This is a genomic window from Streptomyces acidiscabies (genome assembly GCF_020010905.1).
GTDB lineage: Bacteria > Actinomycetota > Actinomycetes > Streptomycetales > Streptomycetaceae > Streptomyces > Streptomyces acidiscabies.
In genome coordinates this window covers 4,464,510-4,491,256 of sequence record NZ_JAGJBY010000002.1, presented here as the reverse complement: position 1 = coordinate 4,491,256, position 26,747 = coordinate 4,464,510, and the positions used below count along the sequence as shown (strand labels likewise).

The following is a 26,747-nucleotide window of genomic DNA, read 5'->3' as shown; positions in this document are numbered from 1 at the left end:
TCACGGCAGCCGGAAGCGGAGGCGGCAGATCACCGCGTCCGTCTCCCGTCGTACCGCGTGCGCGACGACGGCTCCCCGCTGGTTCTGGAGCAGCCGTTGCCACAGACGCTCGGGTTCGGTCTCCGGGATCAGGACGGTCACCTGGGTGCCCGGTTCGGCGGCGGCGATCTCGCGGACGTAGGCGGCGATGGGGCGGCCCAGGCTGCGCCGGTCGCTTCTGACCTGGACGAGGGGGACGCCGGGGTTCCAGTCGGTCCAGGCGCGTTCCAGGGTGTGGAGGGCCGCGCGGTCCTCGGGGTCGGGGTAGGAGACCGTGACCGCGCGGACCTCGTCGCCGAGGGAGGTGGCCGCCGTGAGGGCCTGGGAGGTGAGGCGGGAGAGGGAGGAGACGGGGACGACGACCAGGGAGCGTGCGCGGTGCGGGGGTTCGGGGACGCGGCCGAGGCCGAGGCGTTCACCGATGGCGGCGTAGGCGCGGTGGACCGTTTCGAAGGCGGCCACCAGCAGGGGGAGCGCGATGACGATCAGCCAGGCTCCCGCCGTGAACTTCTCCGCCGTCACGACGACCGTGGCGACCCCGGTGAGGAGGGCGCCGAAGCCGTTCAGCAGGGCTTTCCCCGTCCAGCCCGGTCCGCGTTCGAGGCGCCAGTGCCGGACCATGCCGACCTGGGCGACGGTGAAGCCGACGAACACGCCGATCGCGAAGAGGGGGACGAGGGTGTTGGTGTCACCGCCGGAGAACACCAGGAGGGCCGCCGAGACGACGGCGAGGGCGAGGACGCCGTGGCGGTGGACCTGGCGGTCGGCCTTGAGGGCGAAGACGTGGGGGGCGTAGTTGTCGCGGGCGAGGAGTTTCAGCAGGACGGGCAGGCCCCCGAAGGAGGTGTTCGCGGAGAGGGCGAGCAGGATCATCGTCGTGAACTGGATGACGTAGAAAGCCCAGTTGTGGCCGAGGGAGGCGTCCGCGAGCTGCGCGAGGACCGTGACGCCCTGGACCGGCTGGAGGTGGAAGCGGCCGATCAGGACGGACAGACCGATCAGCATCAGGCCCAGGACCGCGCCGAGGGCGACCTCAGCGTGCTGGGCCCGCTTGGCGCGGGGGACGCGGAAGGAGGGGACCGCGTTCGCGATGGCCTCGACGCCGGTGAGCGCGGCGCAGCCGGAGGCGAACGCCTTCAGCAACAGCAGGGCGCCGACCGTCGTCGCGTTGCCGGACAGGGCGGAGGCGTGGCCGTCCGCCGTCGCCGTGCTGACCGGTCCGGAGCGCAGCAGGCCGACCACGATCACGGCGAAGATCGAGCCGACGAACACGACGGTCGGCACGATGAACGCCTTCGCCGACTCGACGATCCCGCGCAGGTTCACCGCCGTGATCAGCGCCAGGACCGCCAGGCACAGCCACAGCCGGTCCCCGTACAGGGAGGGGAACGCCGAGGTCAGCGCGGCGACTCCGGCCGTGACGGCGACGGCCACGTTCAGGACGTAGTCGAGGACCAGGGACGCCGCCGCGACGAGGCTCGTACGCGCCCCGAGGTGCGCCTTCGCGACCGCGTACGAGCCGCCGCCGTCCGGGAACGCCGCGATGACCTGCCGGTACGACGCGACCAGCACCGCGAGCAGACCGGCGATCGCGAGCGTCACCGGCAGCGTGAAGCCGAGCCCGTGCGCACCGGCGGCGGCCAGCACGAGGACGATCGCCTCGGGGCCGTACGCCACCGACGCCATCGCGTCCAGGGAGAGCGCGGCCAGGCCCGTGACGGCGGTGAGGCGGTGCCGTTCACCGGCGTCGGGCGGCTCCTCCTCGGTGGGGGCGACGGGGGTGAGGACGGACATGGCCGGGGGCTCCTTCGTGCGGACTGGTGCACTCAGGGTCCGTCCGGAAGTGATCGTTTCCGATCGTTCCTAGCGCGTTCTTCACGCCGGGGGCGGGCATTTTGACGGGTTCATAGCACCGTCAGTCTCGGGTGCGCCGTCGCCGTACCAGCATCACCAGCGGCCCAACTCCCAGCAGCACCGCCAGCGCCGCGTACCCGTACGTCAGCGTCGCGGCCGTGGCGACGGCGGCGACCAGCAACGGTCCGCCCGCGTCGCCGAGTTCGCGGCCCAGTTCGGCGGAGCCCATGGTCTGGCCGAGGCGCTCCTGGGGCGTCGTCGCGGCGAGTGCGGCGAAGCCGAGGGGCGTGATCAGGCCGGTGCCGACGCCGATCAGGGCCGCCGCGGTCAGTACGCCCGTGAGCCCGGGGAGCGTCGCGCAGGCGAGGCCCCCGGCCGTGATCAACAGCCCCGCCGTGAGCCCGGTACGGGTCGTGAGGCGCCCCTCGTCCAGCGCGCGCCCCGCACGGGGCTGCACGACGGCCGCGCACGCGGCCAGCACCGACACCGCCGCCCCGGTCGCGACCGTCCCGAGCCCCGCCGCCCGCCCGGAGACCGGCAGGAACCCCACGCCGACCGAGAGCGCCGCCGTCGCCCCGGCCAGCGCGGCCGTCGGCGCGAGGAAGGCGGGGTCCGTGAGCCTGCGCGCCAGGTCGAGGACGGTCTGGCGGGCCTTCGGCAGCGGCGGGACGACGGGGACGGCGAGCGCCCCCCACCCGGCGACCACCGCGCCCGTCACCGCGAGGACGGTGAACAGCAGCCGCAGCCCGCCCGCCCAGACGAGTACGCCGCCCAGGAGCGGGCCCAGCGTGTAGCCGATCGACTTGTAGAAGCCGTAACTCCCGAACGCGCGGCCGTGTTTGGCGGCCGGGTTGAGGCGGGCGACGAGCGCGGACGCGGCCGGTGAGAACGCGGAGGCGGCGGCGCCCTGGCCGAGGCGGGCGGCCCACAGCCAGCCCGGGCTGTCGGCGGCGGCGTACAGCGCGGACGCGAGCGCGAACGCGGCGAGCCCACCGAGCAGGACCGGGCGGGCGCCGATGCGGTCGGCGAGGGTGCCGAAGACGGGTTTGAGGAGGACCTCGGCGCCGTCGTACAGGGCGAGGAGGCCGCCGAGGACGAGGAGGGAGGTGACGGCGTCGTCGGAGAAGCCGCCGAGGTTGGCGGCGATGCCGTGGGCACCGAACGCGGTGGTGAAACCGGCGGCGTACAGGGGCCACATCTGACGGGGTCGGTTCACCGGGTCACCTCGGGGGCTCGTGCGGGCCGGGACGCGGTCACTGCCCCGGCCGGAACGTCCTGCGGTACGCCAGCGGCGACACCCCCACCGCCGTATGCAGGTGCTGCCTCAGTGACGCACCCGTCCCGAAGCCCACCGACAGGGCGACCTCGTCGACCGGCAGGTCCGTGGTCTCCAGCAGGTGCCGCGCCCGGTCCACCCGCTGGCGGATCAGCCAGCGGCCGGGGCTCGTGCCGGTCTCCTCGTTGAAGCGGCGGGCGAAGGTGCGCAGGCTCATGCGGGCCTGGTGGGCGAGGTCGGTGAGGGCGAGGGGTTCGTCGAGGTGGTCCAGGGCCCAGGCGCGGGCGGCGGCGGTGCCCTGTTCGCCGGGGGCGGGGACGGGGCGTTCGATGTACTGGGCCTGGCCGCCGTCCCGCCAGGCCGGGACGACGCAGCGGCGGGCGACCTGGTTGGCGAGTTCGCTGCCGTGGTCCTCGCGGACGATGTGCAGGCACAGGTCGACGCCGGACGCGGCGCCCGCCGAGGTGAGCATGTCGCCGTCGTCCACGAACAGGACGTCCGGGTCGAGGTCGACGGCGGGGAACCAGGCGCGGAAGGTGTCGGCCATCCTCCAGTGCGTCGTCGCGGGCCGCCCGTCGAGGAGCCCCGCCGCCGCGAGGACGAAGGCGCCGGAGCAGATGGAGACGATCCTGGTGCCCGGTGTGATGCGGGAGAGCGCCGCCGCGACCGGTTCGGGCAGGTCGGGGGTGACGCGCCACGGGTTGAAGGGCGGGATCACGACCGTGTCCGCCTCGGCGAGCGCCTCGGGGCCGTGGGTGACGGTGACCGAGAAGTCGGACAGGGTCTGGACGGGGTGTCCGTCGACGCTGCACGTCAGGACCTCGTAGAGGTCGTCGGCGGCGCCGAACACGCGGCTGGGGATGCCGAGTTCGAAGGGGTAGACGCCGTCGAGCGCCAGGACCACGACGCGGTGTGCACGCTCCATGGCAGGATCCTATTGGATATTGGCCATCCCGCCATTGGCCGGGCGGGCGGACGCGCGCAGGCTGGAGGCATGACCACAACGATGAACGCCGCACGGCAGACCGTCTTCGGCGGTCCCGAGGTACTCGAACTCGCGCAGGTCGACCGGCCGGAGCCAGGGCCAGGCGAGATCCTGGTCGCCGTGCACGCGGCCGGGGTGAATCCGACCGACTGGAAGCACCGGGGCGGCGGGGGGTTCCTCCAGGAACTGCCGCTCGTCCTCGGCTGGGACGTGTCCGGGGTGGTGGAGGCGGTCGGCTTCGGGGTGACGCTGCTGCGGGCCGGAGACGAGGTGTTCGGGATGCTGCCGTATCCGCACGGCACCGGGTCGCACGCCGAGTACGTGACCGGGCCTGCGCGGGCCTTCGCCCGCAAGCCGTCGAACGTCGATCATGTGCAGGCCGCCGCGCTGCCGCTCGCCGCGCTCACGGCGCACCAGGCACTCGTCGACACCGCCGGCCTCCAGCCGGGACAGCGGGTCCTCGTCCATGCGGCGGCCGGTGGCGTCGGCCATCTCGCCGTGCAGATCGCCAAGGCCCGGGGCGCGTACGTGATCGGCACGGCCAGCGCGGGCAAGCACGCGTTCCTGCGCGAGATCGGCGCGGACGAGGTGATCGACTACCACTCCGTCGACTTCACGGAGACCGTCACCGATATCGACGTCGTCCTCGACACGCTGGGCGGTTCGACGTCCGTCCGCTCCGCCCGCGTCCTGCGGCCCGGCGGGGTCGTCGTCTCGATCCTGCCGAGCGACCCCGTCCCGGGGGTGCGGGTCGAGCAGTTGCTCGTCGAGTACGACCGGGCGGGGATGTCGGCGATCGCCGAACTCGTCGAGCGGGGTGCGCTGCGCGCCCATGTGGAGGCCGTGTACGACCTCGCGGACGCGGCCGACGCCCACGCGCACGGCGAGAAGGGCCGGACGACGGGCAAGATCGTGCTGGCCGTCAAGGACGCTCGCTGACCGGTCTCACACCGTCATCCAGTCCAGGACCGGCGTCGACTGGAGGTACACGATCAGGGCGAAGCCGGCGAGGAGGCCCAGGCTCCAGCCCAGGACCTTGCGGAAGATGACGCTCTCGCTGCCGGCCATGCCGATGGAGGCGGCGGCCACCGCGAGGTTCTGGGGGGAGAGCATCTTGCCGAGGACGCCGCCGGTGGAGTTCGCGGCGGCCAGGAGGACGGGGTCGAGGCCCGTTTCGTGGGCGGCCGTCACCTGGAGGACGCCGAAGAGGGAGTTGGAGGACGTGTCGGAGCCGGTGACCGCGACGCCGAGCCAGCCGACGATCGGGGAGAAGAACGCGAACGCGGCGCCGGTCTGGGCGAGGGCCGTGCCGAGGGTCGCGGTCTGGCCGGAGAGGTTCATCACCCAGGCCAGCGCGAGGACGGAGGTGACGGTGACGACGGTCCAGCGCAGTTGGTGGAGCGTCGCGCCGTACGCCTTGACCGCGCGGCCGGGGCCGAGCCGGTACAGCGCCATGGTGAGGAGCCCGGCGACCAGCAGGATCGTGCCGGCCGCCTTGAGGTGCTCCAGCTTGAAGGTGACGGCTCCGGCCTGCTGCCCGGCGGGCGTCTGGACGTCGAGCCCGGGCCAGGAGAACGTGACGACGCCGTGCACGGCCAACCAGTCCTTGACGGGGCCGAGTTGGGTGAGGGCGAAGAGGGCGACGATGACGAGGTACGGCGCGAAGGCCATGAGCGCGCTGCCGTTCGCGGACTCGTCCTTGCCGGCAGCGGGACCGGTTCGGGTGCCGCCGTCGCCGTACGTGTCCGCGTCCGAGTACGTGTCGATCCCCCCGCCCACCGTCACCCGCGCCGGCTGCCACACCCGCAGGAACCCCAGCACCGACACCAGCGCCACCACCCCCGCCACGATGTCCGTCACCTCGACGCTGATGAAGTTCGATGCGGCGAACTGGGCGATCCCGAAGGTCAGCCCGGCGACCACCGCGACCGGCCACGTCTCCCCCACTCCGCGCCGCCCGTCGAGGAGGAACACCAGCACCAGCGGTACGAACACGGCGATGAGCGGCGTCTGGCGTCCCGCCATCGCGCCGAGGTCGTCCAGCGGCAGCCCCGTCACCCCGGCGAGAGTGGTGAGCGGTACGGCCATGCTGCCGAAGGCGACCGGCGCGGTGTTCGCCACCAGAGCCACGGTCGCCGCCTTCAGCGGGGCGATCCCGACGGCGACCAGCATCACGGCCGTGATGGCGACGGGCGCGCCGAATCCGGCGAGGGCCTCGATGAGCGCGCCGAAGCAGAACGCGATGAGGATGCCCTGGACGCGCTGGTCGGTGGAAACGGTGCGGAAGGAGCGGCGCAGGACGGCGAACCAGCCGGTGACCTCGGTCATCCGGTAGATCCAGAGGGCGTTGACGAGGATCCACAGGACGGGGAACAGCCCGTAGAAGGCGCCTTCGACCGCGCCGGACAATGCCTGCGAACTCGGCATGTCCCAGACCCAGACGGCCAGCGCGAGCGCGAGGGCGAGCGCGGACAGCGCCGCGAACTGTGCGCGCACACGAAAGGCACCGAGCAGGACGAACAGCGTGAGCAGCGGTAACGCGGCGAGGAGCGCGGACCAGTACAGCGATCCGGCCAGCGGGTCGAGGACCTGGCGGTACATGCGGGCCTCCTGGTGCGGCAGTGACGCGATGTTCCGGTCGTCAACTTGTAGGACACGCGTCCGAGGCCGTCAATGGCGCCGTCACCTCACTCCGGCAGCGCCACCTGCCCCACCAGTTCGTGCCATGTGCTCATCGGCAGCGCGATCGCGTGGGCCCGGTCCGAGGACATCCGGACCATGACCTCGTCCGCGTCCGGGACCAGGGCGAACTCCACGTGTTCCTGGTCCCATTGGCCCATCGGGTAGTACCACTCCAGGCCGCCCGCGTCCTCGACCATGGCGGCCATGCCGACCTGGAGGGCGGCGACGAAGGGTTCGATCGCCTCCTTGGGGATCCTGACGGTGGCCTTCTCGCGCTCGGGGCCGTCGGTCACGGGGGTCCGCCCTTCCTGTCGTCGCGTCGTCAGTCGGTCGCGCGGAGCCTACCCAGCGGGGCGGTTACGTCACCCTTGGCAACAGGCCACGGCTTGCGTGTTTTTGCCAACTCCCTTGCACGTAGGGGTAGTTGAATGGTTCAGGGCCGTTAACATCGCCGCATGCGATCACGGCGTGGTGAAGACCTGACCAAGCTTCCGCGCGATCCCCGGGCGGACGCGTATCCGATGCCGAGCGTGCCGTACGGGTGGTACGCGGTGGCGCGCAGCGGGGAGTTACGGGCCGGGCGGGTGGTGAGTCTGCACTACTTCGGGCGGGCGCTGATCGCGTTCCGCGGGGAGGACGGGCGGGCTGCCGTGCTGGACGCGCACTGTCCGCACTACGGGGCGCATCTGGGGGCGGGCGGGAAGGTCGTGGAGGGGACGGTGGAGTGTCCGTTCCACGGGTGGCGGTTCGGGGTGGACGGGCGGTGTGTCCAGGCGCCGTTCGCGGTGCGGGTGCCGAAGGTGTCGCTCGGCGGGTTTCCCGTGCGGGAGCACAGCGGGCTGGTGTTCGTGTACGTCGGGCCGGGCGAGCCCGAGTGGGAGGTGCCGGGGATTCCGGAGGCTCTCGACCGGGGGTACGCGGCGCCGGTCGAGGACACCTGCCGGGCCCGTGTCCACGTGCAGGAGATGCGGGAGAACATCGTCGACGAGTCGCACTTCCACTTCATCCACGGCCAGCCCGAGCCGCTGGCGCAGGAGTGGAAGGAGGACGGGCCGTTCGCGGAGGCGCGGGGGCGGATCGGGCGGCGGGTGCTGCGGTGGGACATCGACAACACCTTCGACGCGTTCATGTACGGGCCGGGGGTCATGGTCGTCCGTACGGAGGGGCCGGTGCTGTCGTTGACGGCGATCGCGCTGAGCACGCCCGTCGACGAGCGGACCAGTGAGCTGCGGATGCTGTATTACGTGCGCAAGCCGCGCCGACTGCCTTTCCTGACGCCGCTGTTGAAGCTGGTGTTCCGTACGCAGGCGCTGGGCGAGGTGCGGGACGAGGTGCGGATCTGGGATCACAAGGTACATCTGGCGCGGCCGGTGCTGTTGCCGCACGAGCAGGGGATACGGGCGTTGCGGCGGTGGTACGCGCAGTTCTATCCGCCGGTCTGAGCCAGGTGATGCGGCCCGGCTCCGAGTCGGCGTACCAGTATGGGGACCTCGACTCGTCCTGAGGAAGGGAACGCCGTGACCGACACGTCCGGGCCGCTGGCCGGCCGTATCGCCCTCGTCACCGGGGCCAGTGGTGGCATCGGGCAGGGCATCGCCCGTCAACTCGCCGGTGCGGGGGCGTCGGTGGTGCTGCACTGCCGTCAAGCCGTGGGGGTCGCCGGGGAGTTGGCCCGGGAGATCGGGGACGCGGTGGTGGTGAGCGGGGATCTCACGCGGGAGGAGGAGTGCCGGCGGGTCGTCGGGGAGGCGGTGGGGTGGCGGGGGCGGTTGGACGTGCTCGTCAACAACGCGGGGATCCAGCCGGTGAAGGGGCTCGCGGAGCTGACCGTCGCCGAGTGGCAGGAGCTTCAACAGGCCAATGTCACCAGCGCGTTCGCCTGTACGCAGGAGGCGGCGGCGGTGATGGCGGGGCAAGGGGGCGGCAGCATCATCCACATCGCCTCCATCGAGGGCACCCGCCCCTCCCCCGGCCACACCCACTACAGCGTCTCCAAAGCGGCCCTGATCATGCACGCCCGCGCGGCCTCCCTGGAGTACGGCCCTCTCGGCATCCGCGTCAACACCGTCTCCCCCGGCCTCATCGACCGCCCCGGCCTCACGGAGTCCTGGCCGGAGGGCGTCGGCCGCTGGCAGGCTGCGGCTCCCCTGCGTCGCCTGGGCAGCCCGGCCGACATCGGCGCGGCGTGCGTGTTCCTCGCGTCCGACGCGGCGGCGTGGATCACCGGGGTGGACCTTCCGGTGGACGGGGGTGTGAGCGCTCGGCCGGGGTGGTAGGGCAAACCCCCGGTACGAGTGGGTGGTCGGCCGTAGTGATCCAGGGGGGTGGGTGCGGGAAGGTGAAGGGCGTTGTCCTCCCGTGCCCTAGGAAGTGCCTTGTCCAGTAACGTCGTAGCGCCCTTGTCGTCCGCTCGTGTGCTTGTGCCTCTCGCCGTGTTTCTTGTGCCCGGCGTGTACTTCGGGCCGCATCTGCTTGCCGACGACGGGTCGCAGAGTGGGTTCTCTGATCAACGGGCGCTTGTGGGGGCCGTGGAGGAGGGGTTTGTTCGGTACTGGGCTGCCGGGAGCGGGGATTACTCGTCGGGGATGGGGGGTGTCGTCGAGTACTGGTTCCGGTTCCATGTGGCCAAGGCGCTCATCGCGTTGGCGTTGTTGGGGGTGTTGGCCGCGCTCGGGGTGGTGGTGTGGCGGGCGTTTCTGCGCAGTGAGGGGGTACGGAGGGGTGGGCTCGCGGTCGCCGGGGTCTGTGTCACCGGGGTCGGGCTGCTGTCTCTCGTCGTCGCGGCTGCCAATGTGCAGGGCGCTGTCGCGCCGTTCACCTCCGCGTTGACGATGGTGCCGGTCGGGACGCGGGGCGGGGAGCTGGCCGGGACCTTGGACCAGGTCAGGACGGAGTTGGCCGCGAACCCGGACACCGCCTCACCCGCACTCACGGAGATGATCAGCGACAACGCGCGGTATCACGTGTCGATGGCCGTGATCGCCGGGATCGTGGCGGTGGGGTTGGTCGCCGTCAGCGTGGTGTCGTGGAGGAGGTTCACGGAGGTCGGCGACCGGCGTACGCGACGGGTGCTGGGTGCGTTCGGTGTTCTCGGTACGGTGCTCGCGCCGGCCGTCCTGGTGGCGGGTGCGGCGAACGTGACCGTGGCGGCGGATTCGGCACGGGGACTCACGGAGTTCTTCGGCGCGTAGGCACGTAGTCCCACAGTCCCCCTGCACAGGAACCTGGCAAGGCCGCGCCATCGAGTCCAAGGGGACGGGGTCATCACAACCCCGTCCCCTCCATGCCCTGCCTACAGTCCCCTCAGCCACTCGCTCACAGCCGCAGCCGTACCAGCCGCATGCTCGTTCATCATCGTCTGATGATTCCCCGGCGCATCGACCGTGTCGTGCGCGAAGTCCCACTCCGCGCTCCACCCCCGCGGCGCGTCCCCCTCCGCCTCGCCCCGCTGCGGCATCCGCTCGGCGGCGCGTGCGAGGAGGACCGGTGCGGAGACCGGTTGGGGCTGCCAGCCGTCGAAGAGTTCGAGGTACGCCCCCTGCGCGGTGACCTGCGCCTCGGTCATGAGGGCGAAGGCGTGGGCGTTGACGGCGATGCCCTGGAGCTGTTCCTGGACCTGGTCCTCGGCGATGTCGTCCTGAGGGAACCACGTGTCGAGGAGGACGACGGCCCGCACGGCATGCCCCCGGGCCTCCAGCCGGGAGGCGACGGCGTGCGCGAGCCACCCGCCGGACGAGTACCCGGCCAGGGCGACCGGCGTGTCGGGCAGTTCGCGCAGCACCGCGTCGGCGTGCATCTCGACGACGAGTTCACTGCTGGCCGGCAGCGGGTCGTCGTCCCCGAACCCGGGCAGCGGAAGGGCGTACACGTCGTGCCGCCCGTGCAGATGCAGCGCGAGCCGCGCGAAGTTGTGCGGACCGGAGGGCGCGACCATGGACGGCAGGCAGACGAGCGCGGGCCGGGCGGGCCCCGACGCGAGGCGTACGACGTCGTACGGCCGTCCGAAGCCGGCGGCGTCGTGGCACACGGGACGCAGCTTGGCGGCGGCCTGGAGGATCCGGATGCCTTCGGTGAACTTGCCGATCTCGCAGGCCCGCCGGTAGAGACCGCGTACGCCGAGCCCCTCGCTCTCGGCGACCGTACTCACGGGCTTCTCGGAGGCGGCCAACTCGCCTATGTGCCGGGCGAGTTCCTCGGGTGTGGGGTAGTCGAAGACGACCGGCGTGGCGAGCGGCAGCCCGGTCGCGGTGATGAGCCGCCGGCGGAGCTGGACGGAGGTGAGGGAGTCGAAGCCGAGGTCGAGGAAGCGGCGGGTGGGGCTGATGTCGTCGGGCGAGGCGTACCCGAGGACGGCGGCGGCTTCGGTGCGGACGGTGAGGAGGGGGTCGGCGGTCGTGGTGACCTGCTCGGTCTCACCGGAACCGGAAGGGGACTCCTGACGGTGTACCGCGATCTCGTCGAAGAACCGTGTCTCCCGGGTCGCGGTGAACGGCGGCAGGAACCGGTCCCAGTCGACGTCGGCGACGGTCAGGCTCGTCTCGCTCGCGCCGACGGCCCGCCAGAGTTCGTCGACGGCGGTGCCGGGGTCGAGGGGCGGCAGTCCGCGCCGGGCGAGGAAGCGGCTCATGCCTTCCTCGGCGCCCATGCCGGTCTCGGCCCAGGGGCCCCAGGCGACGGAGGTCGCGGCGAGTCCCCGTCCCCGGCGGTGTGCGGCGAGGGCGTCGAGGTAGGCGTTCCCGGCGGCGTACGCGGTCTGGCCGGTGCTGCCCCAGGTCGCGGAGATGGAGGAGAACACGACGAACGCGTCGAGCGGTGTGTCGCCGAGGAGTTCGTCGAGGAGGGCCGCGCCGGTGGCCTTGGCGGCGACGCCGGCCGCGAACTCGCCGGGGTCCAGGTCGGTGAGCGGCGCGAACCGGCCGACGACTCCGGCGGCGTGGACGACGGCAGTCAACTCCCCGTCGGGGATGGCCTGGAGGAGGTGTGCGACCTGGTCGCGGTCGGACATGTCGCAGGCTTCGACCCGGACGTCGACACCGAGGGCGGTCAGTTCGGCGGCCAACTCGGCGGCGCCGGGCGCCTCTTGGCCCCGGCGGCTGGTCAGCACGAGGCGCTGGGCGCCGGTTTCGGCGAGTCGGCGGGCGACGCGGGCGCCGAGTGCGCCGGTGCCGCCGGTGACGAGGACGGTGCCGCGCGGACGCCAGTCGGTGCCGGCGACGTCGGAGGCTTCGGCGGCCCGGGTGAGGCGTCGGGCGTACAACCCGCCGGTGCGGACGGCGAGTTGGTCCTCGCCCTCGGGGGCGGTGAGGGCGGTGCCGAGCCAGAGGGTGGCCTCGTCGTCGAGGACGGCGGGGAGGTCGATGAGGCCGCCCCAGCCGCGCGGGCGTTCCAGGGCGAGGGTGCGGCCGAGACCCCACACCATGGCCTGGTCGGGTGAGCCGACGACGTCCCGCTGCGGGGCACCGGAACCTTCGGAGCCGAAGCCCTCGGTCACGGTGACGGCCGAGCGCGTCGCGCACCACAACGGCGCCGCGACATCGAGATCCGCCAGCGCCTGGACGAGAGCACACGTCAGGGTGAGCCCGTCGGTGGGATCGAGCGCGAGCAGCGACAGCACACCCCCGAACTCCCCACCTGCATCGGCCAGTTGCTTATCCAGTAGCTCCGCCGCACGCCCCCGTTCCGCGTGCTGTGCGTCGACCGGCACGATGGCGGCGCGCCCCCCGCGCCGGTCGACGGTCCAGGCGACGCGCGCGACGAGTTCCTCACCGGCTCCGGTGGGCGGAGTCAGCAGCAGCCACGTGCCGCTGAGCGTGGGCGGCGCGGCGGTGGGCTCGGGGACGACGGGCCGCCAGGTGACGCGGTACCGCAGGTCGGCGGGGCTGGTCGCGGGGATCGCCGGGGCGGCCGTACGGGTCGCGGGTTCGAGCCAGTACCGGCGCCGCTGGAAGGCGTAGGTGGGCAGGTCGACGTGGTGGGCGTCGGGGTGGAGGGCGCTCCAGTCGACGGCCAGGCCCTGGACGTGGAGTTCGGCGAGAGCGGTGAGGAGGGTGACGGTCTCGGGCCGGCCCGCGCGGGCGGCGGCCACGAAGACGGCGTCGTCGGGCAGGCAGCCGGGGCCCATCGCGCTGAGCACGGCGTCGGGCCCGAGTTCGAGGTGGGCGGTGACCCCCTCCTCGTGCAGTGTGCGTACCCCGTCGGAGAACCGGACGGCCTCCCGTACGTGGCGGACCCAGTAGTCGGGCGAGGACAGTTGCTCGTCGGTGGCGACGCGCCCGGTGAGGTTGGAGACGACCGGCAGCCGGGCGGAGCGGTATCCCACGCGGGCGGCGACGTCGCGGAACTCCGCGAGCATGCCGTCCATGTGCGGCGAGTGGAAAGCGTGACTGACCGTCAGCCGCTTGGTCTTGCGCCCGTGTTCGCGCCACAGCCCGGCGATCTCGTCCACCGCGTCGGCGTCCCCGGCGATGACGGTGGCGGCGGGCCCGTTGACGGTGGCGACGACGGCCCGTTCCCCGTACGCGGCGAGGCCGGCGAGCACCTCGTCCTCGGTGGCCTGGATCGCGGCCATGGCCCCGCCGGTCCGGCAGGACTGCATGAGCCGCCCGCGCGCGGCGACCAGCGCGCAGGCGTCGTCGAGCGACCAGACCCCGGCGGCGTACGCGGCGGTCAGCTCCCCGACGGAGTGTCCGAGCAGGACGTCCGGCACGATTCCCCAGGACTCCACGAGCCGCAGCAGCGCGGTCTCGTAGGCGAACAGCGCGGGCTGTGTGTAGGCCGTCTCGCCGAGGAGCCCGGCGAGTTCGGCGCCTTCGGGTGCGAACATCACATCGCGCAGGGGGTGTTCGAGGTGAGCGTCCATCCGGGCGCACACCTCGTCGAGAGCGCGGGCGAACACCGGATGCGCGGTGTACAACTCCCGCCCCATGCCGTGCCGTTGGCCGCCCTGCCCGGTGAAGAGCACGGCGAGCCGCCCGTCGGCGACGCGCGGCGAGACACTGCCGCGGGTGACATGCGGCCCCGTGCCCGTCAGGAGTGCTCGTACGGCGTTGTCGCGGTCCTCCGTCACGACGATCGCCCGGTGTTCGAAGCGGGCGCGCCCGGCGAGGGTGGCGGCGGCTTCGGTGAGGCGCAGACCGGGGTGGCCGGCGAGGTGGGTGCCGAGGCGGGCGGACTGTTCCTTGAGGGCGTCCTCGGTGCGGGCGGAGACGACGAGCGCGGCCGGGTGTCCGGCGGCCGGGGTGTCGGCGGGCGGTTCCTCGATGACGACGTGGGCGTTGGTGCCGCTGACGCCGAACGCGGAGACGGCGGCGCGGCGGGGCCGCTCGTCGGTGCGGGGCCAGCTGACCGGCTGGTGAAGGAGTTCGACGCTCCCCGAACTCCAGTCGACGTGCGGGGAGGGGGTCTCGGCGTGCAGGGTGCGCGGGAGGCGTTCGTGCTGGAGGGCCATGACCATCTTGATGACGCCTGCCGCGCCCGCCGCCGCCTGGGTGTGGCCGATGTTCGACTTGAGGGAGCCGAGGCGCAGGGGCCGGTCCTCGGGGCGGTCCTGACCGTAGGCGCCGATGAGGGCGCCCGCCTCGATGGGGTCGCCGAGGGCGGTACCGGTGCCGTGCGCCTCGACGGCGTCCACGTCGGCCGGGGTCAACCCGGCTGCGGCCAGGGTGCGTTGGATGAGGCGCTGCTGGGAGGGGCCGTTGGGGGCGGTGAGGCCGTTGCTGGCGCCGTCCTGGTTGGTGCCGGTGGCGCGCAGGACCGCGAGGACGCGGTGCCCGTCGCGGCGGGCGTCGGAGAGGCGCTGGAGGATGACGACGCCGGCGCCCTCGGCCCAGCCGGTGCCGTCCGCGTCGGCGGAGAACGCCTTGCAGCGTCCGTCGGGGGCGAGGCCCCGTTTTCGGCTGAACTCCAGGAGCATGCCCGGCGTCGACATGACGGTGACGCCCCCGGCGAGCGCCAGGTCGCACTCGCCGGTGCGCAGGGACTGGGCGGCGACGTGCAGGGCGACGAGGGAGGAGGAGCACTGGGTGTCGATGGTGAGGGCGGGGCCCTCGAAGCCGTACGTGTAGGCGATGCGGCCGGAGACGACGCCGAGGGCGTTGCCGGTGAGCAGCTGGCCCTGGGCCTCTTCGGGGGCCTCGTGCCAGGCGGGGCCGTAGTCCTGGAGGGAGACGCCGGTGAACACGCCGGTGTTGGTGCCGCGCAGGGTGTGCGGGTCGATGCCGGCGCGCTCCATGGCCTCCCAGGAGATCTCCAGCATGAGGCGCTGCTGGGGGTCGAGGGCGGTGGCCTCGCGGGGGCCGATGCCGAAGAAGCCGGGGTCGAAGTCGCCGACTCCGGTGAGGAATCCGCCGTAGCGGGTGTAGGCGGTGCCGTGCTGCTGCGGGTCGGGGTCGTAGAGGCCGGCGAGGTCCCAGCCGCGGTCCTCGGGGAGCCCGGCTATCGCGTCGCGGCCCTCGTCGACCAGGCGCCACAGGGCTTCCGGTGAGTCGGCGCCGCCGGGGAGGCGGCAGCCGAGACCGACGATGACGACGGGGTCGGTGTCCCGGGTGTCGTACGCGTCGGTGGCGCCGGCCTGTCGGGGGCGGGCGGCGCCGGTGAGGCGGCCGGTCAGGTATTCGGCGAAGGCCAGGGGCGTCGGGTAGTCGAACAGGGCGGTGGCGGGGATGCGCAGGCCGGTGGCCTCGGCGACGCGGTCGCGCAGGCGCTGGGCGACGTCCCGGTAGACGCCGAGGCGCCGCCAGGGCGTTTGGACGTCGACGTGTCCGCCGCTGTCCGTCGTCCGCGCGATCTCCTCCTTGAGGAGGTCCAGCAGGACGCCGTGCCGCGTGGTGGGGGCCGGCTCGGTGAGGCGGGCGCGCAGGGCTTCGCCGTTGGTCATATACGTCCCATGTTCGGATACGCCGACCGCTCCGCCGTCGCAGCGTCGTCGCAAAGTGAGTAGGTTCCGGGGCGTTCACGCCCGCCGTCCTTCCGTGAATCCGCGACCTTCGTCAAGCGTATTCGCTGGAAAATCCCGGACGGCGAGCTCAACATATAACCAGGAATGGCAATCGGTCCACTCACGAAAGGCCGTCCATAAATCCCTCGTTTTAACGGGGAATTCGTGAAGGCCCTTCACAATATGAATATGCTTCAACTTCACGTCCGGGCAACATGTCCGTGAAGCGGCCGTCATGCCTGACCTGGAAGGACTTCACCTACTCCAGACCGTTCACCGCCGTAGAACCGAATTCTGGCCGCTCCTCCTTCCGCCCTTCCGTCGTTCACGCGAATTTTGGTCGCAGGTGGCGTCATTCTCTATTCGGCGGCACGGCGCCATGGGTGAGCGCCGTACGGGCGAGGGCGCGGAGTTCGCCGTCGGCGTCTCGCTCGCCGGTGTACAGGAGGCGGCGGGGGGAGAGCAGTTCGCGGAGGGCGGGACGGAGGTCTTCGGGGCACCGGCCGATCTCCGTGAGGGTCCTCAGCGCGTCGAGCCCGACCGGGCTGGGGCCGACCAGGGCCGCCAGGACCGGGACCGCGCGGTCGGGGGAGCCGGTCGCCCAGTGGTGGACCTCGGCCGCCGCGAGGCGGATCCAGTCGCTGCGGGAGTCCAGGAGGGGTTCGACGACCGGGAGGATCGGGGCGGCGGCGGTGCCGAGGGGGCGCAGATCGCGGCGACCGGGCTGCCGGGCCACTGGCGGGACTCGGTGTCCTCGGGGGTGTGGTCGGCGAGGGCGGCGAGCAGCATGAGGAGGCTCGCGCGCTGGGCCGGGGCGTGGCGGGCGGCGTGGGCGAGGAAGGGGACGGCCGGTGCGGACGCCTCGTACACGGAACCCTGGTGGTAGACCGTGCCGTACAGCTCGCCCAGCGCCTCCTGCGCCTGCTCGCCGCCCTCGTACAGGGCTCGGATCAGGGCCGGTACGTCCTCGGCGGTGCCGTACGCGTGGGTCAGGGTGTGCCACTGGATGTCGTCCAGGTCCGCCGGTGGTCGCATGAGGTGTGCTCCTCGTCAGGTCAGCCGCTGTCGAGCGTAATGACCGGCACTGACAATCCGGTTGTGAGGCTCCGGGAGGGCTCGTAGGGTCCGGGCATGTCTCTTCGTGATCTTCTTCGGCAGGCTCTTCCCGATGCCATGCGTGCGCGCGACAAGGTCGCGGTGAGCGCGCTGCGGGCCACGCTGGCCGCGCTCGACAACGCGGAGGCCGTGCGGGTGGACTCGGCGGCGCTGCGGGGGCAGGCGATCGAGGCTGTGCCGGTGGGGGTCGGGGCTACGGAGGCTCAGCGGCGGGTGTTGGGTGAGGGGGACGTCGTACGGATCGTGCGCGGTGAGGTCGACGAGCGGCTCGGGGCGGCTGGGCAGGTGGAGGGGACCGCGCATGCGGAGCGGCTGCTCGCCGAGGCTCAGGTGTTGCTGCGGTTCCTGGAAGCTACTGCGGGTGGTGGTCCCCGAACGCCGTGACGGAGAGGAAACGGATGGGGAGCGTCACGAGTTCCTGCGGGCCGTGCGGGCCCTCGCCGTCGAGTTGGAGGGCGTCGCCCGGGCGCAGGGTGTAGGCGGATTCGCCGTGGCCGTACACCATCTCGCCCTCCAGCATGTAGAGGAGTTCGGTGCCGGGGTGCTGGAAGAGGGGGAAGACCTCGCTCTGTTCGGTGAGGGTGACGAGGACGGCCTCCATGCGTTTGTGGGGGCCGCGCAGGGCGCCGAGGAGTTCGTAGAGGTGGCCGACCCGGCTGCCCCGGCGGACGATGCGCGCGCCGTGGCCCGCCGGGACGTACACCGCCTCGCGGTCGGCGTCGAGGCCGCGGAACAGGGCGGTTACGGGGATGCCGAGGCCGTTGGCCAGGCGGCCGAGGGTCGTGAGGCTGCACGAGGTCTGCGCGTTCTCGATCTTCGAGAGCATCGCCTTGGAGAGGCCGACGCGGGACGCCATCTCGGCGATCGACAGACCGGCGGCCGTACGGTACTCCCTGACCTGGCGCCCGATGACGGCCTCCAGCCCGAGCGCCTGCGCCGCCGCACCGGGATCGACCTCGCGGTCGGGGAGGACGGCGGCGTGTTCGTGCAGGTCGGCTTCCTGCGGGTCGGCGGGGCGGGGGTCGGTCGTCATGCGGGTCATTCTGCCTCGGGGGGTCGGCGGGGCAGGTTTTGAGGGGCGGCGGTTCCTGAGGGCCGGTTTCTGAGGGGCGGCGGCTTTGAGGCGGGCCGGCTTTGAGAGTGGCGGGGGTGGCTCCGGTGGGGCGGCGGCGTGCGGCGCGGATGCGCGCCCGGTCGTGGTGTTGGTCGTCGGCGTGCGCCCGTCGGACACCTTGAGCCCTTCCCGGCAGGGCTAGGCCGGGCGGGAGAGGCCCTCAGGCGGTGCGCCCTCGGCGAACAGCATGGTCACCCGCGCCTTGCCTGCTCGTATCTCCCTGGCCCGCCGGTACTCGGCGGAGTCGTACCACTCCCGGATCCGGTCCATGCCGGGAAACTCGATGACCACGAACCCCGAGGAGTCCCAGTCGCCTTCGACGGGCTCGGGCGTGGGTCCCGCGACCACGTAGTGGCCGCCGTGGCTGCGGATGGACTGCTGGGCCACGGCCGCGTAGGCCGCGCCGGCTTCCTCGTCGAGCACATCGAAGTTGACGATGACGTAAGCGGGCGTGCGGTTCTGTGGGCCGGCCTGCGGGTAGAGCGCGCCGACCCCTCCGGACAGACCCGCGAGTACGGTCCTGCTGGTCTCGTCGGCGACAATCTCAGGGGCGCCGGCGGCGACACCGTCGAGGGCGATGCGTGCGATGTCCGCGGGGTCGGCCTTCGGCGCGTCGAGGCCGGAGGTCATGTCGGTGTCCATGTACCCGACGTGCAGCGCCGAGACCTGGGTGCCCTGCGGGGCGAGTTCCTGGCGCAGCCCGTTCGTCATGGACCAGGCGGCCGACTTGGCGACGCTGTAGGCACCGATGTCGGGGAAGTTGACCCAGGACGCGACCGACAGGATGTTCAGCACCGCGCTGCTGTCGTGAGCGCCGAGCTGGGGGGCGAATGCCCGGGTGACCGCCAAGGTGCCGAGGTAGTGGGTGTCGATCTCCAGGCGGATGTCCGCCAGGTCGCCCGTCAGCAGCGACGCGGAGGTGGCCGAACCGGCGTTGTTGACCAGGATCGACACGTCGCCGGTCGCCTCTGCCGCTGCGGCGACGGAGGCGGGGTCGGTCACGTCGAGGGCGATCGGCTGCACGCCGTCGAGGTCGACGGCTGCGGGATTGCGGGCGGCTGCGTAGACGGTCGCGCCCCGGTCGCGCAACTGCTTCGCCAGGTGACGGCCCAGGCCACGGTTCGCCCCGGTGACCAGTGCGGTCCGTCCTTCGATCTGCATGGCACAACTCCCTGCTGGATAGGTTTTTCCAACTTAGCCCCTCTGGGTTGGAAGAAACAACCCAGGGTAGGCTTGCAGCATGGGCAAGATTCCGAATGACAGCTGCGCCATCGCCCGCAGCCTGGGCGTACTGGGCGAGCGCTGGACGTTTCTGATCCTGCGCGAGGCCGTGACGGGGTCGAGCCGGTTCTCGGAGTTCCGCAGCGGGCTCGGGGTGGCGCCGGACGTACTCACCGAACGCCTGAACACGCTGGTCACCTACGGCGTGATGGGGAAGGTGCCCTACCGGGAACCGGGAGAGCGGGCTCGCTTCTCGTACGTGCTCACGGATGCGGGCCGGGAACTCCTCGTCGTCCTGCTCGCCCTTCAGCAATGGGGCGACAAGCACCTGCCGTGGCCGGACGGGCCGAGCATCCTGCGCCAGGTCGAGGGTTCCGGACGACCGGTGCACGTCGGGTTCATCGACGACGACGGAAACGAGGTCGCCGAAAGCTCCGTGGCACTGATCCCGACCGCCATCTCCCCGAGCCGGAAGTAGCGCAGCTCCAGTTCCACGCGCCCCTCCTTGCGGGCTCCGTGCACGTGCCCCGGCAGGCGTACATGCCGTCTGGCTAGTGATAGTAAACTCAGGCGTACGGTGCACGCCGCAGGGTGTATGTGGCCACCGGAACGAGTACCCGGCATCGATGTGGAGGTGTTCCGTGCCGTCAGGAAGGCAGCTGTCCGGCTCCATGGATGACGAGCCGGCGTGCTCGATGGAGCGGAGCCTACAGATCTTCGGCGAGCGGTGGACTCTGCTGGTGCTGCGTGAAGTCCTCTACGGCAGGCACCGGTTCGCCGAGATCCGGTCGGCTCTCGGCATCGCGTCGAACCTGCTCAGCGACCGGCTCAAGGTTCTCGTCGACGCCGGAGTGCTGCGGACGCTGACGTACCAGGAGGCCGGCAGCAGGCCGCGGCAGAGCTACCACCTCACGCCGGCCGGGCTCGAACTTCAGCCCGTCCTCGGTGCGTTGCAGCAGTGGGGTGACCGTCACCGCCCGCGGCCCTCGGGCCCCTCCGCCTGCCAGCGGACCCTCTCCACGGGGCGGGCCGTCCACGTGGGGTTCCTCGACGAGGACGGTCGCGAGGTTCCCATGGAGGACGTGTCGCTGACGGCGGCACCCGACCCTCAGAACTCACCCTTCGACCAGTCCGGCTGAACGCGCCCCCGCCAACAAGCATGGGGGCACGTCACACTCCTTCTGGATTGCATTTTTAAATCTAGGCCCCCTAGAGTCGTCTCCATGAGCAACCAGTCGCAGTTTCACGTACACGCGGTGTCGCCGTCCTACTGGAAGGTGACCTTCGAGAACGACCCGATCAACCTCATCGATCTGGACACCGTCGAGCAGCTCGGCGATCTGGTGACCCGCATGGAGCAGGACCCCGATCTGACCGTCGTGGTGTTCCAGAGCGCCAACCCCGACTTCTTCATGGCGCACTTCGACCTCCAGTCCGACATGCAGCGCTTCTACACCACGGCGCCGGGTCCCACCGGACTCCTCCCCTACCCGGACAGCCTGCTGCGCCTCAGCAGGGTCCCGGCCGTCACGATCTCGGCCATCAAGGGCCGTGCCCGAGGAGCGGGAAGCGAGTTCGTCCTGAACACGGACATCCGCTTCGCCGGCAGCAACGCCATCCTGGGACAGCCCGAGGTGGGCTTCGGCGCCGTACCCGGCGGCAACCCGATGGGGCGACTGGCCGAGCTGGTGGGCCGGGGCCGCGCGATGGAGATCGTGGTGGGAGGAGACGACTTCCCGGCCCAGCTCGCCGCCGAATACGGCTACGTCAACCGCGTTCTTCCCGAGGACGAGCTGGACGACTTCGTCGACACCTTCGCCCGCCGCATCGCGGGCTTCGACAAGGCCGCGGTCTCCGGCACGAAGGAGTTCGTCGACGCGGCCACCGCGATCCCGGCGGGGGACTTCGCCGCCGCTCTGGCCGCCATCAGGCGCACAGGGGGGCGCCCGGAGAACGCGGATCACGTGCGCAGCCTCTTCGAACGCGGCTTGCAGCAGCCCCAGGGAATCGAACTCGATCTCGGCAAGCACGTCGCCGAGAGGTTCTGAGCCGCTCGGGTGTTCGTGCCGTCACCTGCTCCATGGGGGCATGCGCGGCACGCTGGTCTGGATGTCCGGATGCCTCGGGGGCACTGCGCCCGTGCCTCCTCACCTTCCGAGCCGGAATCTCGGGTGCGGTACCCCCTTCCCCGTGGCCAGGTCCGCCGCCATCGCCCCGATCAGCGGCGTGAACTTCGCCCCGTGTCCCGAGCACGGGGACACGATCACCAGCGAGCCCTGGCGGTCGAGCACGAAGTCCTCGTCGGGGGTGGTGGTGTAGAGGCAGGTCGCTTCGGCCACCGGGTCGGGGTCCAGGCCGGGGAAGCGGTCCTCCACCAGCGTCGTGATCCGGGTACGGGAGCCGGAGTCGACGATCCCGGTGCGGGTGCCGGCCGTCGTAGGTGTCCCCCGGTCGTGCTCGGCGACCTTCATCGCGGGCCCCGCTCCCCCGTCGCTCCCCGAAGGCAGCCCGTACACCTGCATGTCCGCGTCCTTCGCGACCAACACCGGCCACTCATCGGCCGGTTGGCGCTGGCGGAAGTGGAATACCTGCTGCTGCGTCACCCTCAACTCGGGGAGTACGACGGACAGTCCGAGGTCGGGAAGCCACGCACCGGCAGCCACGACCACCGTCTCCGCGACGACCTCCCGCCCGTCCGCCAACCCCACCCGGCCGTCCTTGATCCCCACCACCCGTACCCCGGTGAGGACTTGCGCCCCCAACTCCCCCGCCCTGCGCACACACGCGGCGACCGTCGCATCCGCGTCCACCACCCCGGCGCCGGGGTGGTACAGCACGGCCCCGTCGAACCGGATGAACGGCCACCGCTCCAACGCCGCCTCGGCGCCGAGGAGTTCGTACGGCACCCCGGCCCCCTCCAGGACCCCGGCGAGCGCCTCGGGGTCGCGCCCCTCCCCGAGGTCGAGGCCACCGGTCGTCCGCAGCAAGGGAGTCGCGCTGTCCCCCTCCAGCTCGCGCCACTCCTCGTACGCCCTCCCCGTGAGGCCGACGTACAGCGGATCGGCGTAGGCGCGGCGGAAGATGCGGGAGCTGCCGTGTGAACTCCCGTGCCGGTGACCGATGTCGTGCGCCTCGACGAGGGTGACCTCGTGGCCCCGCCGGGCGAGCTGCCAGGCGGTGGCCGCGCCCATGAGTCCGGCGCCGACGACGGCGATCACAGACCCGCTCCGGGGATCCAGTCGGTCCCGGCGAGGGGGACGCGGGCCATGGCCGCCGACTCGATGGTGAGGGCGACGAGGTCCTCGGGTTCGAGGTGCAGGAGGTGGCTCTTGCCGCAGGCGCGGGCGAGGGTCTGGGCCTCCAGGGTCATCACCCGCAGGAAGTTGGCGAGGCGGCGCCCGGCGGCGACGGGGTCGAGGCGGGCGGCGAGGGTCTCGTCCTGCGTGGAGATCCCGGCGGGGTCGCGGCCGTCCTGGTAGTCGTCGAAGTAGCCTGCCGCGGAGCCGAGTTCGCGGTACTCGGCGTCGTACCGGGGATGGTTGTCGCCGAGCGCGATCAGCGCGGCCGTACCGATGGCGACCGCGTCCGCGCCGAGCGCGAGCGCCTTGGCGAGGTCGGCGCCGGAGCGGATGCCGCCGGAGACGACGAGCTGGACCTCGCGGTGGACACCCAACTCCCGTAGTGCGCGCACGGCTTGAGGGAGCGCGGCGAGGGTGGGGATGCCGACGTGCTCGATGAACACGTCCTGCGTCGCGGCCGTGCCGCCCTGCATGCCGTCCACCACGACGACGTCGGCGCCCGCGTGCACGGCGAGTTTCACGTCGTAATAGGTGCGCGTCGCGCCGACCTTGACATAGACCGGCTTCTCCCAGTCGGTGATCTCGCGCAGTTCGAGGATCTTGATCGCGAGGTCGTCGGGGCCGGTCCAGTCGGGATGGCGGCAGGCGCTGCGCTGGTCGACGCCGACCGGCAACGTCCGCATGCCAGCGACGCGTTCGGTGATCTTCTGGCCCAGCAGCATGCCGCCGCCGCCCGGTTTCGCGCCCTGTCCGAGGACCACCTCGATGGCGTCGGCGGCGCGCAGGTCGTCGGGGTTCATGCCGTAGCGGGACGGGAGGTACTGGTGGACGAGGTGCTTCGAGTGGCCGCGCTCCTCGGGGGTCATGCCGCCGTCGCCGGTCGTCGTCGAGGTCCCCACCTCGCTGGCACCCCGGCCCAGCGCCTCCTTGGCCTGCGCGGAGAGCGCGCCGAAGCTCATGCCGGCGATGGTGACCGGGGTCGCGAGGTGCAGGGGGTGCTTGGCGTGCCGGGTGCCGAGGACGACGTCCGTGTCGCAGCGTTCGCGGTAACCCTCCAGCGGATAGCGGGACATGGAGGCGCCGAGGAGCAACAGGTCGTCGAAGTGCGGGAGTTTCCGCTTGGCGCCGAAGCCCCGGATGTCGTAGACACCGGTCTCGGCGGCGCGCTGGATGGCGTGGATGGTGGCACGGTCGAAGGTGGCGGACTCGCGCAGGCCGTGGGATGCGGGTTCCATGGTCGATCGACTCCCTCAGTACGACGCTGTGTTGCCGGTCTTGAAGTGGTACAGCTCCCGGGCCGATCCGTACCGCCTGAACTCCCCCGGTTCCTCGTCCCGTTCGGCGGTCTTCAGCAACTCCGTGAGTTCCGCGAGGTGTTCACCCCGCATCTCCTTCTCCACGCAGTCCGCGCCCAGGGACTTGACCGTCCCCCGCACATAGATCCGCGCCTCGTACAGCGAGTCCCCCAGCCCGTCCCCCGCGTCCCCGCACACCACGAGCCGCCCCGCCTGCCCCATGAACGCGCTCATGTGACCGGCGTTCCCCCCGACGACGATGTCCACCCCCTTCATGGAGATCCCGCACCGCGCGGCGGCGTCCCCGTCGATGACCAGCAACCCGCCGTGCGCGGTCGCCCCCGCCGACTGCGAGGCGTTCCCGTGCACCCGCACGGTCCCGGACATCATGTTCTCGGCGACCCCGGTACCCGCGTTGCCGTGCACGGTGACAGTCGCGCGCTGGTTCATCCCGGCGCAGTAGTAGCCGACATGCCCCTCGATGTCGACGGTGTGGCCGACGCGGATCCCGCAGGCCACGGCATGTGCGCCACGCGGATGAGCCACCCGCCACGACTCCGCGTCGGCACTGTGCAGCGCGGCGTTCAGCTCGCGTACCGACGTCGCCCCGAGGTCGATCAGCGTCGCCATACGTACACCTCTTCCGGCTCGGGTTCGAAGATGCGGGCGTGTTCGACGCCGGGCAGGACGTCGAGTGCGCGGTACTCGGACGCCATGGCCACCCAGTCGTCCGTCTCGGCGATCAGCGCCGGCTTGCAGGCGATGGCGTCGCGGACGACGGCGAAGGAGTCGTGGGTGGTGACGAGGAGGGTGTAGAACCCGTCGAACCGCTCGCACAGAAGCTTGAGCGCCTTCTCCAGGTCGGCGCCCCGGGCGAGTTGGTGGGCGATGAACCGCGCGCCCACCTCGGAGTCGTTCTCGCTGTCGAACTCGACGCCCTGGGCGCGGAGTTCGCGGCGGATGGTGGCGTGGTTGGCGAACGACCCGTTGTGGACGAGGCATTGGCCGGGTCCGACGGAGAAGGGGTGGGCACCTTCGGGGGTGACGGCGGACTCGGTGGCCATACGCGTGTGCCCGAGGGCCTGGTGCCCTGTGACGCGGGCGAGCCCGAAGGTCTCCGCCAACTCGACCGGGTTTCCTACGCCCTTGAGGACAGCGAAGCCCTCGCCGGAGCCGATCACGGTGGCGTCCGGGAAGTGGTCCGTCTGAACCAGGGTCGTGGCACCCAGAACAACCGCAGAACTGTCCTTAACATCGCCCGGAGAGACCCCGAGCAGGCTGGTCGTGACGACGCCGGGCGGCGACAGGAGAGGGTCGCCGTAGATGGCGACTCCCGCCGAGTCCGGTCCGCGTTCGGCCACTTGACCCAGCATCGCGGCGAGCAGTTCACCGAGCCGTGGTTCGAGAGAGGGCTCCCGCAGATGGAGCCCCACGATTCCGCACATCGCAAGTCCCTTCAGAACGCGGTCAGATAGCGGTCCAGCTCCCATGCGCCGACCGTGGCGTGCCAGTCGAAGAACTCCTCGCGTTTGAGGCCGGCGAAGTAGCGGCTGACGCCGGGTCCGGCGGCGTCGAGGGCGCCGCTGACGACGTCGTCCGCCTGGAGTGCCTCGACGGCGTGCAGGAGGGTGGGCGGGAGGTGCGGCCCCTTGCCGGCGGCGCCGGGTTCGCCGGGGTCGAGGCCGCGTTCGATGCCGTCGAGTCCGGCGGCGAGGGCGGCGGCTGCGGCGAGGTAGGGGTTGGCGGCGCCGTCGCCGCCGCGCAGTTCGACGCGGTCGCCGTCGGGGACGCGGACGTAGTGGGTGCGGTCGTTGCCGCCGTACCCGGCGACGCGGGGTGACCAGGTGGCGCCCGAGCGGGTGTTGACGGCGCCGGTTCGCTTGTAGGAGTTGACGGTCGGCGCGAGGACGGCCTGGAGCGCGGGGGCGTGTTCGACGATCCCGGCGAGGAACGAGTAGGCGAGCGGGGAGAGTCCGAGGCCGCGTCCGTCGTCCGGGGCGGGGAAGGCGGGTTCGTCGCCGCGCCACAGGGAGAGGTGGAGGTGCAGGCCGGTGCCGGTGCGGTCGGTGAACGGCTTCGGCATGAACGTCGCGGTCATGTCCCGGCGTTCGGCGAGCACCGAGACCAGGTACCGCAGGGTGATGACGCGGTCGGCGGTGGTGAGGGCATCGGCGTGCCGGAAGTTCTGCTCGAACTGGCCGTTGCCGTCCTCGTGGTCGTTGGCGTAGTTGCCCCAGCCGAGAGTGTTCATCGCCCGCGACACGGCGGTGAGGTGGTCGTACATGCGGGTCAGGCCGCGTGCGTCGTAACAGGGGCGGGCCGCGGTGTCGCGGGGGTCGGCGACGGTCAGCGTGCCGTGTTCGTCGCGGTGGACGAGGAAGTACTCGACCTCGGCGCCGACGGACATCGACAGGCCCTGCGCCGCGGCGCGTTCGAGCTGGCGGCGCAGGATGACGCGCGGGGCGTACGGCCAGGGTTCGCCCTCCACGTACGGGTCGCAGTGGACGAGGGCGAGGCCGGGTTCGACGAACGGCAGGGGCGTGTACGAGGTGACGTCGGGGCGGGCCACGACGTCCGGGTCGCTGGGGAGCTGGCCGAGCGCGCCGGCGGCGTACCCGGCGAACCCCACTCCCTCGTCGCGGAGTTCCTCCACCGCCTCGGCCGGCACGAGCTTCGCGCACGGTTTGCCGGTGAGGTCGACGAAGACGGCGAGCACGAACTCGACGCCGTCCGCCCGGACCAGTTCGGCGAGGTCGGTCGTCATGGGGCCTCCCGGAAGGTGTCCACTGAAAGGAATCGATGTTGCACATCAGTAGACCAGGTGAACGTTTCCGCCGGATTTCGGAAGCTCCCCGCCATCGCGCCCGTTCGGCCCGGGGGTGGCACCAGTACCACCCCGGAACCGGTCGCTGCCTTCATGGACCGCCCCTG

At 71.8% G+C, this 26,747-nt stretch carries 22 protein-coding genes and 1 pseudogene; 8 read left to right on the top strand and 15 right to left on the bottom strand.

The annotated features are described in order from the left end of the window. The 3 genes from J8M50_RS45980 to J8M50_RS45970 all read right to left on the bottom strand — a co-directional run bounded on the left by J8M50_RS45980 (position 1) and on the right by J8M50_RS45970 (position 4,094). Positions 1–1,833, bottom strand: a complete 1,833-nt coding sequence (locus tag J8M50_RS45980; RefSeq protein ID WP_010358746.1) for an APC family permease — start codon at positions 1,831–1,833, stop codon at positions 1–3. 121 nt (positions 1,834–1,954) lie between these two features. Next, the gene (locus tag J8M50_RS45975) at positions 1,955–3,091 is read right to left on the bottom strand and encodes an MFS transporter (protein ID WP_223786491.1); all 1,137 of its coding nucleotides are present in this window, start codon (positions 3,089–3,091) and stop codon (positions 1,955–1,957) included. A 55-nt stretch (positions 3,092–3,146) separates the two neighbouring features. Then, positions 3,147–4,094, bottom strand: coding sequence for a GlxA family transcriptional regulator (locus tag J8M50_RS45970; protein ID WP_010358748.1), 948 nt, complete (start codon positions 4,092–4,094; stop codon positions 3,147–3,149). 81 nt (positions 4,095–4,175) lie between these two features. Between J8M50_RS45970 and J8M50_RS45965 the strand changes: the two genes are divergently transcribed. After that, the gene (locus tag J8M50_RS45965; RefSeq protein WP_370516659.1) at positions 4,176–5,093 is read left to right on the top strand and encodes an NADP-dependent oxidoreductase; all 918 of its coding nucleotides are present in this window, start codon (positions 4,176–4,178) and stop codon (positions 5,091–5,093) included. Between the two features lie 6 nt (positions 5,094–5,099). Here J8M50_RS45965 and J8M50_RS45960 read toward each other — a convergent pair whose 3' ends face one another. Further along, on the bottom strand, positions 5,100–6,755 hold the full coding sequence (locus J8M50_RS45960; protein ID WP_010358750.1) for an L-lactate permease: 1,656 nt from the start codon (positions 6,753–6,755) through the stop codon (positions 5,100–5,102). 86 nt (positions 6,756–6,841) lie between these two features. Next, complete coding sequence (locus J8M50_RS45955; protein ID WP_010358751.1) at positions 6,842–7,129, bottom strand: hypothetical protein; 288 nt, start codon at positions 7,127–7,129, stop codon at positions 6,842–6,844. Positions 7,130–7,291: 162 nt separating this feature from the next. Here J8M50_RS45955 and J8M50_RS45950 point away from each other — a divergent pair, with 162 nt between their 5' ends. The 3 genes from J8M50_RS45950 (at position 7,292) to J8M50_RS45940 (ending at position 10,027) form a co-directional block, all read left to right on the top strand. Then, positions 7,292–8,278: a Rieske 2Fe-2S domain-containing protein gene (locus tag J8M50_RS45950; RefSeq protein ID WP_223786441.1), complete on the top strand. Its 987-nt coding sequence runs from the start codon at positions 7,292–7,294 to the stop codon at positions 8,276–8,278. Positions 8,279–8,353: 75 nt separating this feature from the next. Next, a complete protein-coding gene (locus J8M50_RS45945; protein ID WP_010358755.1) occupies positions 8,354–9,112 on the top strand; it encodes an SDR family NAD(P)-dependent oxidoreductase in 759 nt (252 codons plus the stop codon). A 309-nt stretch (positions 9,113–9,421) separates the two neighbouring features. Continuing rightward, the gene (locus J8M50_RS45940; protein ID WP_223786440.1) at positions 9,422–10,027 is read left to right on the top strand and encodes a hypothetical protein; all 606 of its coding nucleotides are present in this window, start codon (positions 9,422–9,424) and stop codon (positions 10,025–10,027) included. A 101-nt stretch (positions 10,028–10,128) separates the two neighbouring features. Here J8M50_RS45940 and J8M50_RS45935 read toward each other — a convergent pair whose 3' ends face one another. After that, positions 10,129–15,711 carry a type I polyketide synthase gene (locus tag J8M50_RS45935; RefSeq protein WP_010358757.1) on the bottom strand — a complete coding sequence of 1,861 codons (5,583 nt, stop codon included), beginning with the start codon at positions 15,709–15,711 and terminating at the stop codon, positions 10,129–10,131. Positions 15,712–16,293: 582 nt separating this feature from the next. Continuing rightward, complete coding sequence (locus J8M50_RS45930; RefSeq protein ID WP_010358758.1) at positions 16,294–16,806, bottom strand: hypothetical protein; 513 nt, start codon at positions 16,804–16,806, stop codon at positions 16,294–16,296. A gap of 96 nt (positions 16,807–16,902) precedes the next feature. Between J8M50_RS45930 and J8M50_RS45925 the strand changes: the two genes are divergently transcribed. Further along, complete coding sequence (locus J8M50_RS45925) at positions 16,903–17,271, top strand: GatB/YqeY domain-containing protein (RefSeq protein ID WP_010358759.1); 369 nt, start codon at positions 16,903–16,905, stop codon at positions 17,269–17,271. On the opposite strand, the gene J8M50_RS45920 is transcribed toward J8M50_RS45925, so the two are convergent. From J8M50_RS45920 to J8M50_RS45910, 3 genes and pseudogenes are all read right to left on the bottom strand, one after another. Then, positions 17,240–17,920, bottom strand: a complete 681-nt coding sequence (locus J8M50_RS45920; RefSeq protein WP_010358760.1) for a helix-turn-helix domain-containing protein — start codon at positions 17,918–17,920, stop codon at positions 17,240–17,242. The two genes, J8M50_RS45925 and J8M50_RS45920, sit on opposite strands and share 32 nt — an antisense overlap. Positions 17,921–18,139: 219 nt before the next feature. Beyond that, entirely contained in the window at positions 18,140–18,439 is a 300-nt protein-coding gene (locus tag J8M50_RS45915) for a DUF1330 domain-containing protein (protein WP_223786490.1), read from the bottom strand. 33 nt (positions 18,440–18,472) lie between these two features. Next, positions 18,473–19,162: pseudogene (locus J8M50_RS45910) on the bottom strand (SDR family oxidoreductase); the annotation flags it as partial. A 79-nt stretch (positions 19,163–19,241) separates the two neighbouring features. On the opposite strand from J8M50_RS45910, the gene J8M50_RS45905 reads away from it, so the two are divergent. From J8M50_RS45905 to J8M50_RS45895, 3 genes are all read left to right on the top strand, one after another. Further along, a complete protein-coding gene (locus J8M50_RS45905) occupies positions 19,242–19,700 on the top strand; it encodes a winged helix-turn-helix transcriptional regulator (RefSeq protein ID WP_010358762.1) in 459 nt (152 codons plus the stop codon). A gap of 163 nt (positions 19,701–19,863) precedes the next feature. Then, positions 19,864–20,361, top strand: a complete 498-nt coding sequence (locus J8M50_RS45900) for a winged helix-turn-helix transcriptional regulator (protein WP_100216898.1) — start codon at positions 19,864–19,866, stop codon at positions 20,359–20,361. 84 nt (positions 20,362–20,445) lie between these two features. Next, on the top strand, positions 20,446–21,270 hold the full coding sequence (locus J8M50_RS45895; RefSeq protein ID WP_010358764.1) for an enoyl-CoA hydratase/isomerase family protein: 825 nt from the start codon (positions 20,446–20,448) through the stop codon (positions 21,268–21,270). Positions 21,271–21,369: 99 nt separating this feature from the next. On the opposite strand, the gene J8M50_RS45890 is transcribed toward J8M50_RS45895, so the two are convergent. From J8M50_RS45890 to glnT, 5 genes are read right to left on the bottom strand one after another with little or no spacing between them, the layout of a single operon-like run. Next, positions 21,370–22,440, bottom strand: coding sequence for an FAD-dependent oxidoreductase (locus J8M50_RS45890; RefSeq protein WP_010358765.1), 1,071 nt, complete (start codon positions 22,438–22,440; stop codon positions 21,370–21,372). Next, positions 22,437–23,756, bottom strand: coding sequence for an FMN-binding glutamate synthase family protein (locus J8M50_RS45885; protein ID WP_010358766.1), 1,320 nt, complete (start codon positions 23,754–23,756; stop codon positions 22,437–22,439). Before J8M50_RS45885 ends, J8M50_RS45890 begins: the two co-directional genes overlap by 4 nt. Before the next feature lie 15 nt (positions 23,757–23,771). Further along, positions 23,772–24,446, bottom strand: a complete 675-nt coding sequence (locus J8M50_RS45880) for a protein glxC (protein ID WP_010358767.1) — start codon at positions 24,444–24,446, stop codon at positions 23,772–23,774. After that, positions 24,434–25,261, bottom strand: coding sequence for a class II glutamine amidotransferase (locus tag J8M50_RS45875; protein ID WP_010358768.1), 828 nt, complete (start codon positions 25,259–25,261; stop codon positions 24,434–24,436). The genes J8M50_RS45880 and J8M50_RS45875 overlap by 13 nt, the downstream gene beginning before the upstream one ends. 11 nt (positions 25,262–25,272) lie before the next feature. Further along, positions 25,273–26,580, bottom strand: a complete 1,308-nt coding sequence (glnT, locus tag J8M50_RS45870; RefSeq protein WP_010358769.1) for a type III glutamate--ammonia ligase — start codon at positions 26,578–26,580, stop codon at positions 25,273–25,275. Between the last annotated feature and the right edge of the window lie 167 nt (positions 26,581–26,747).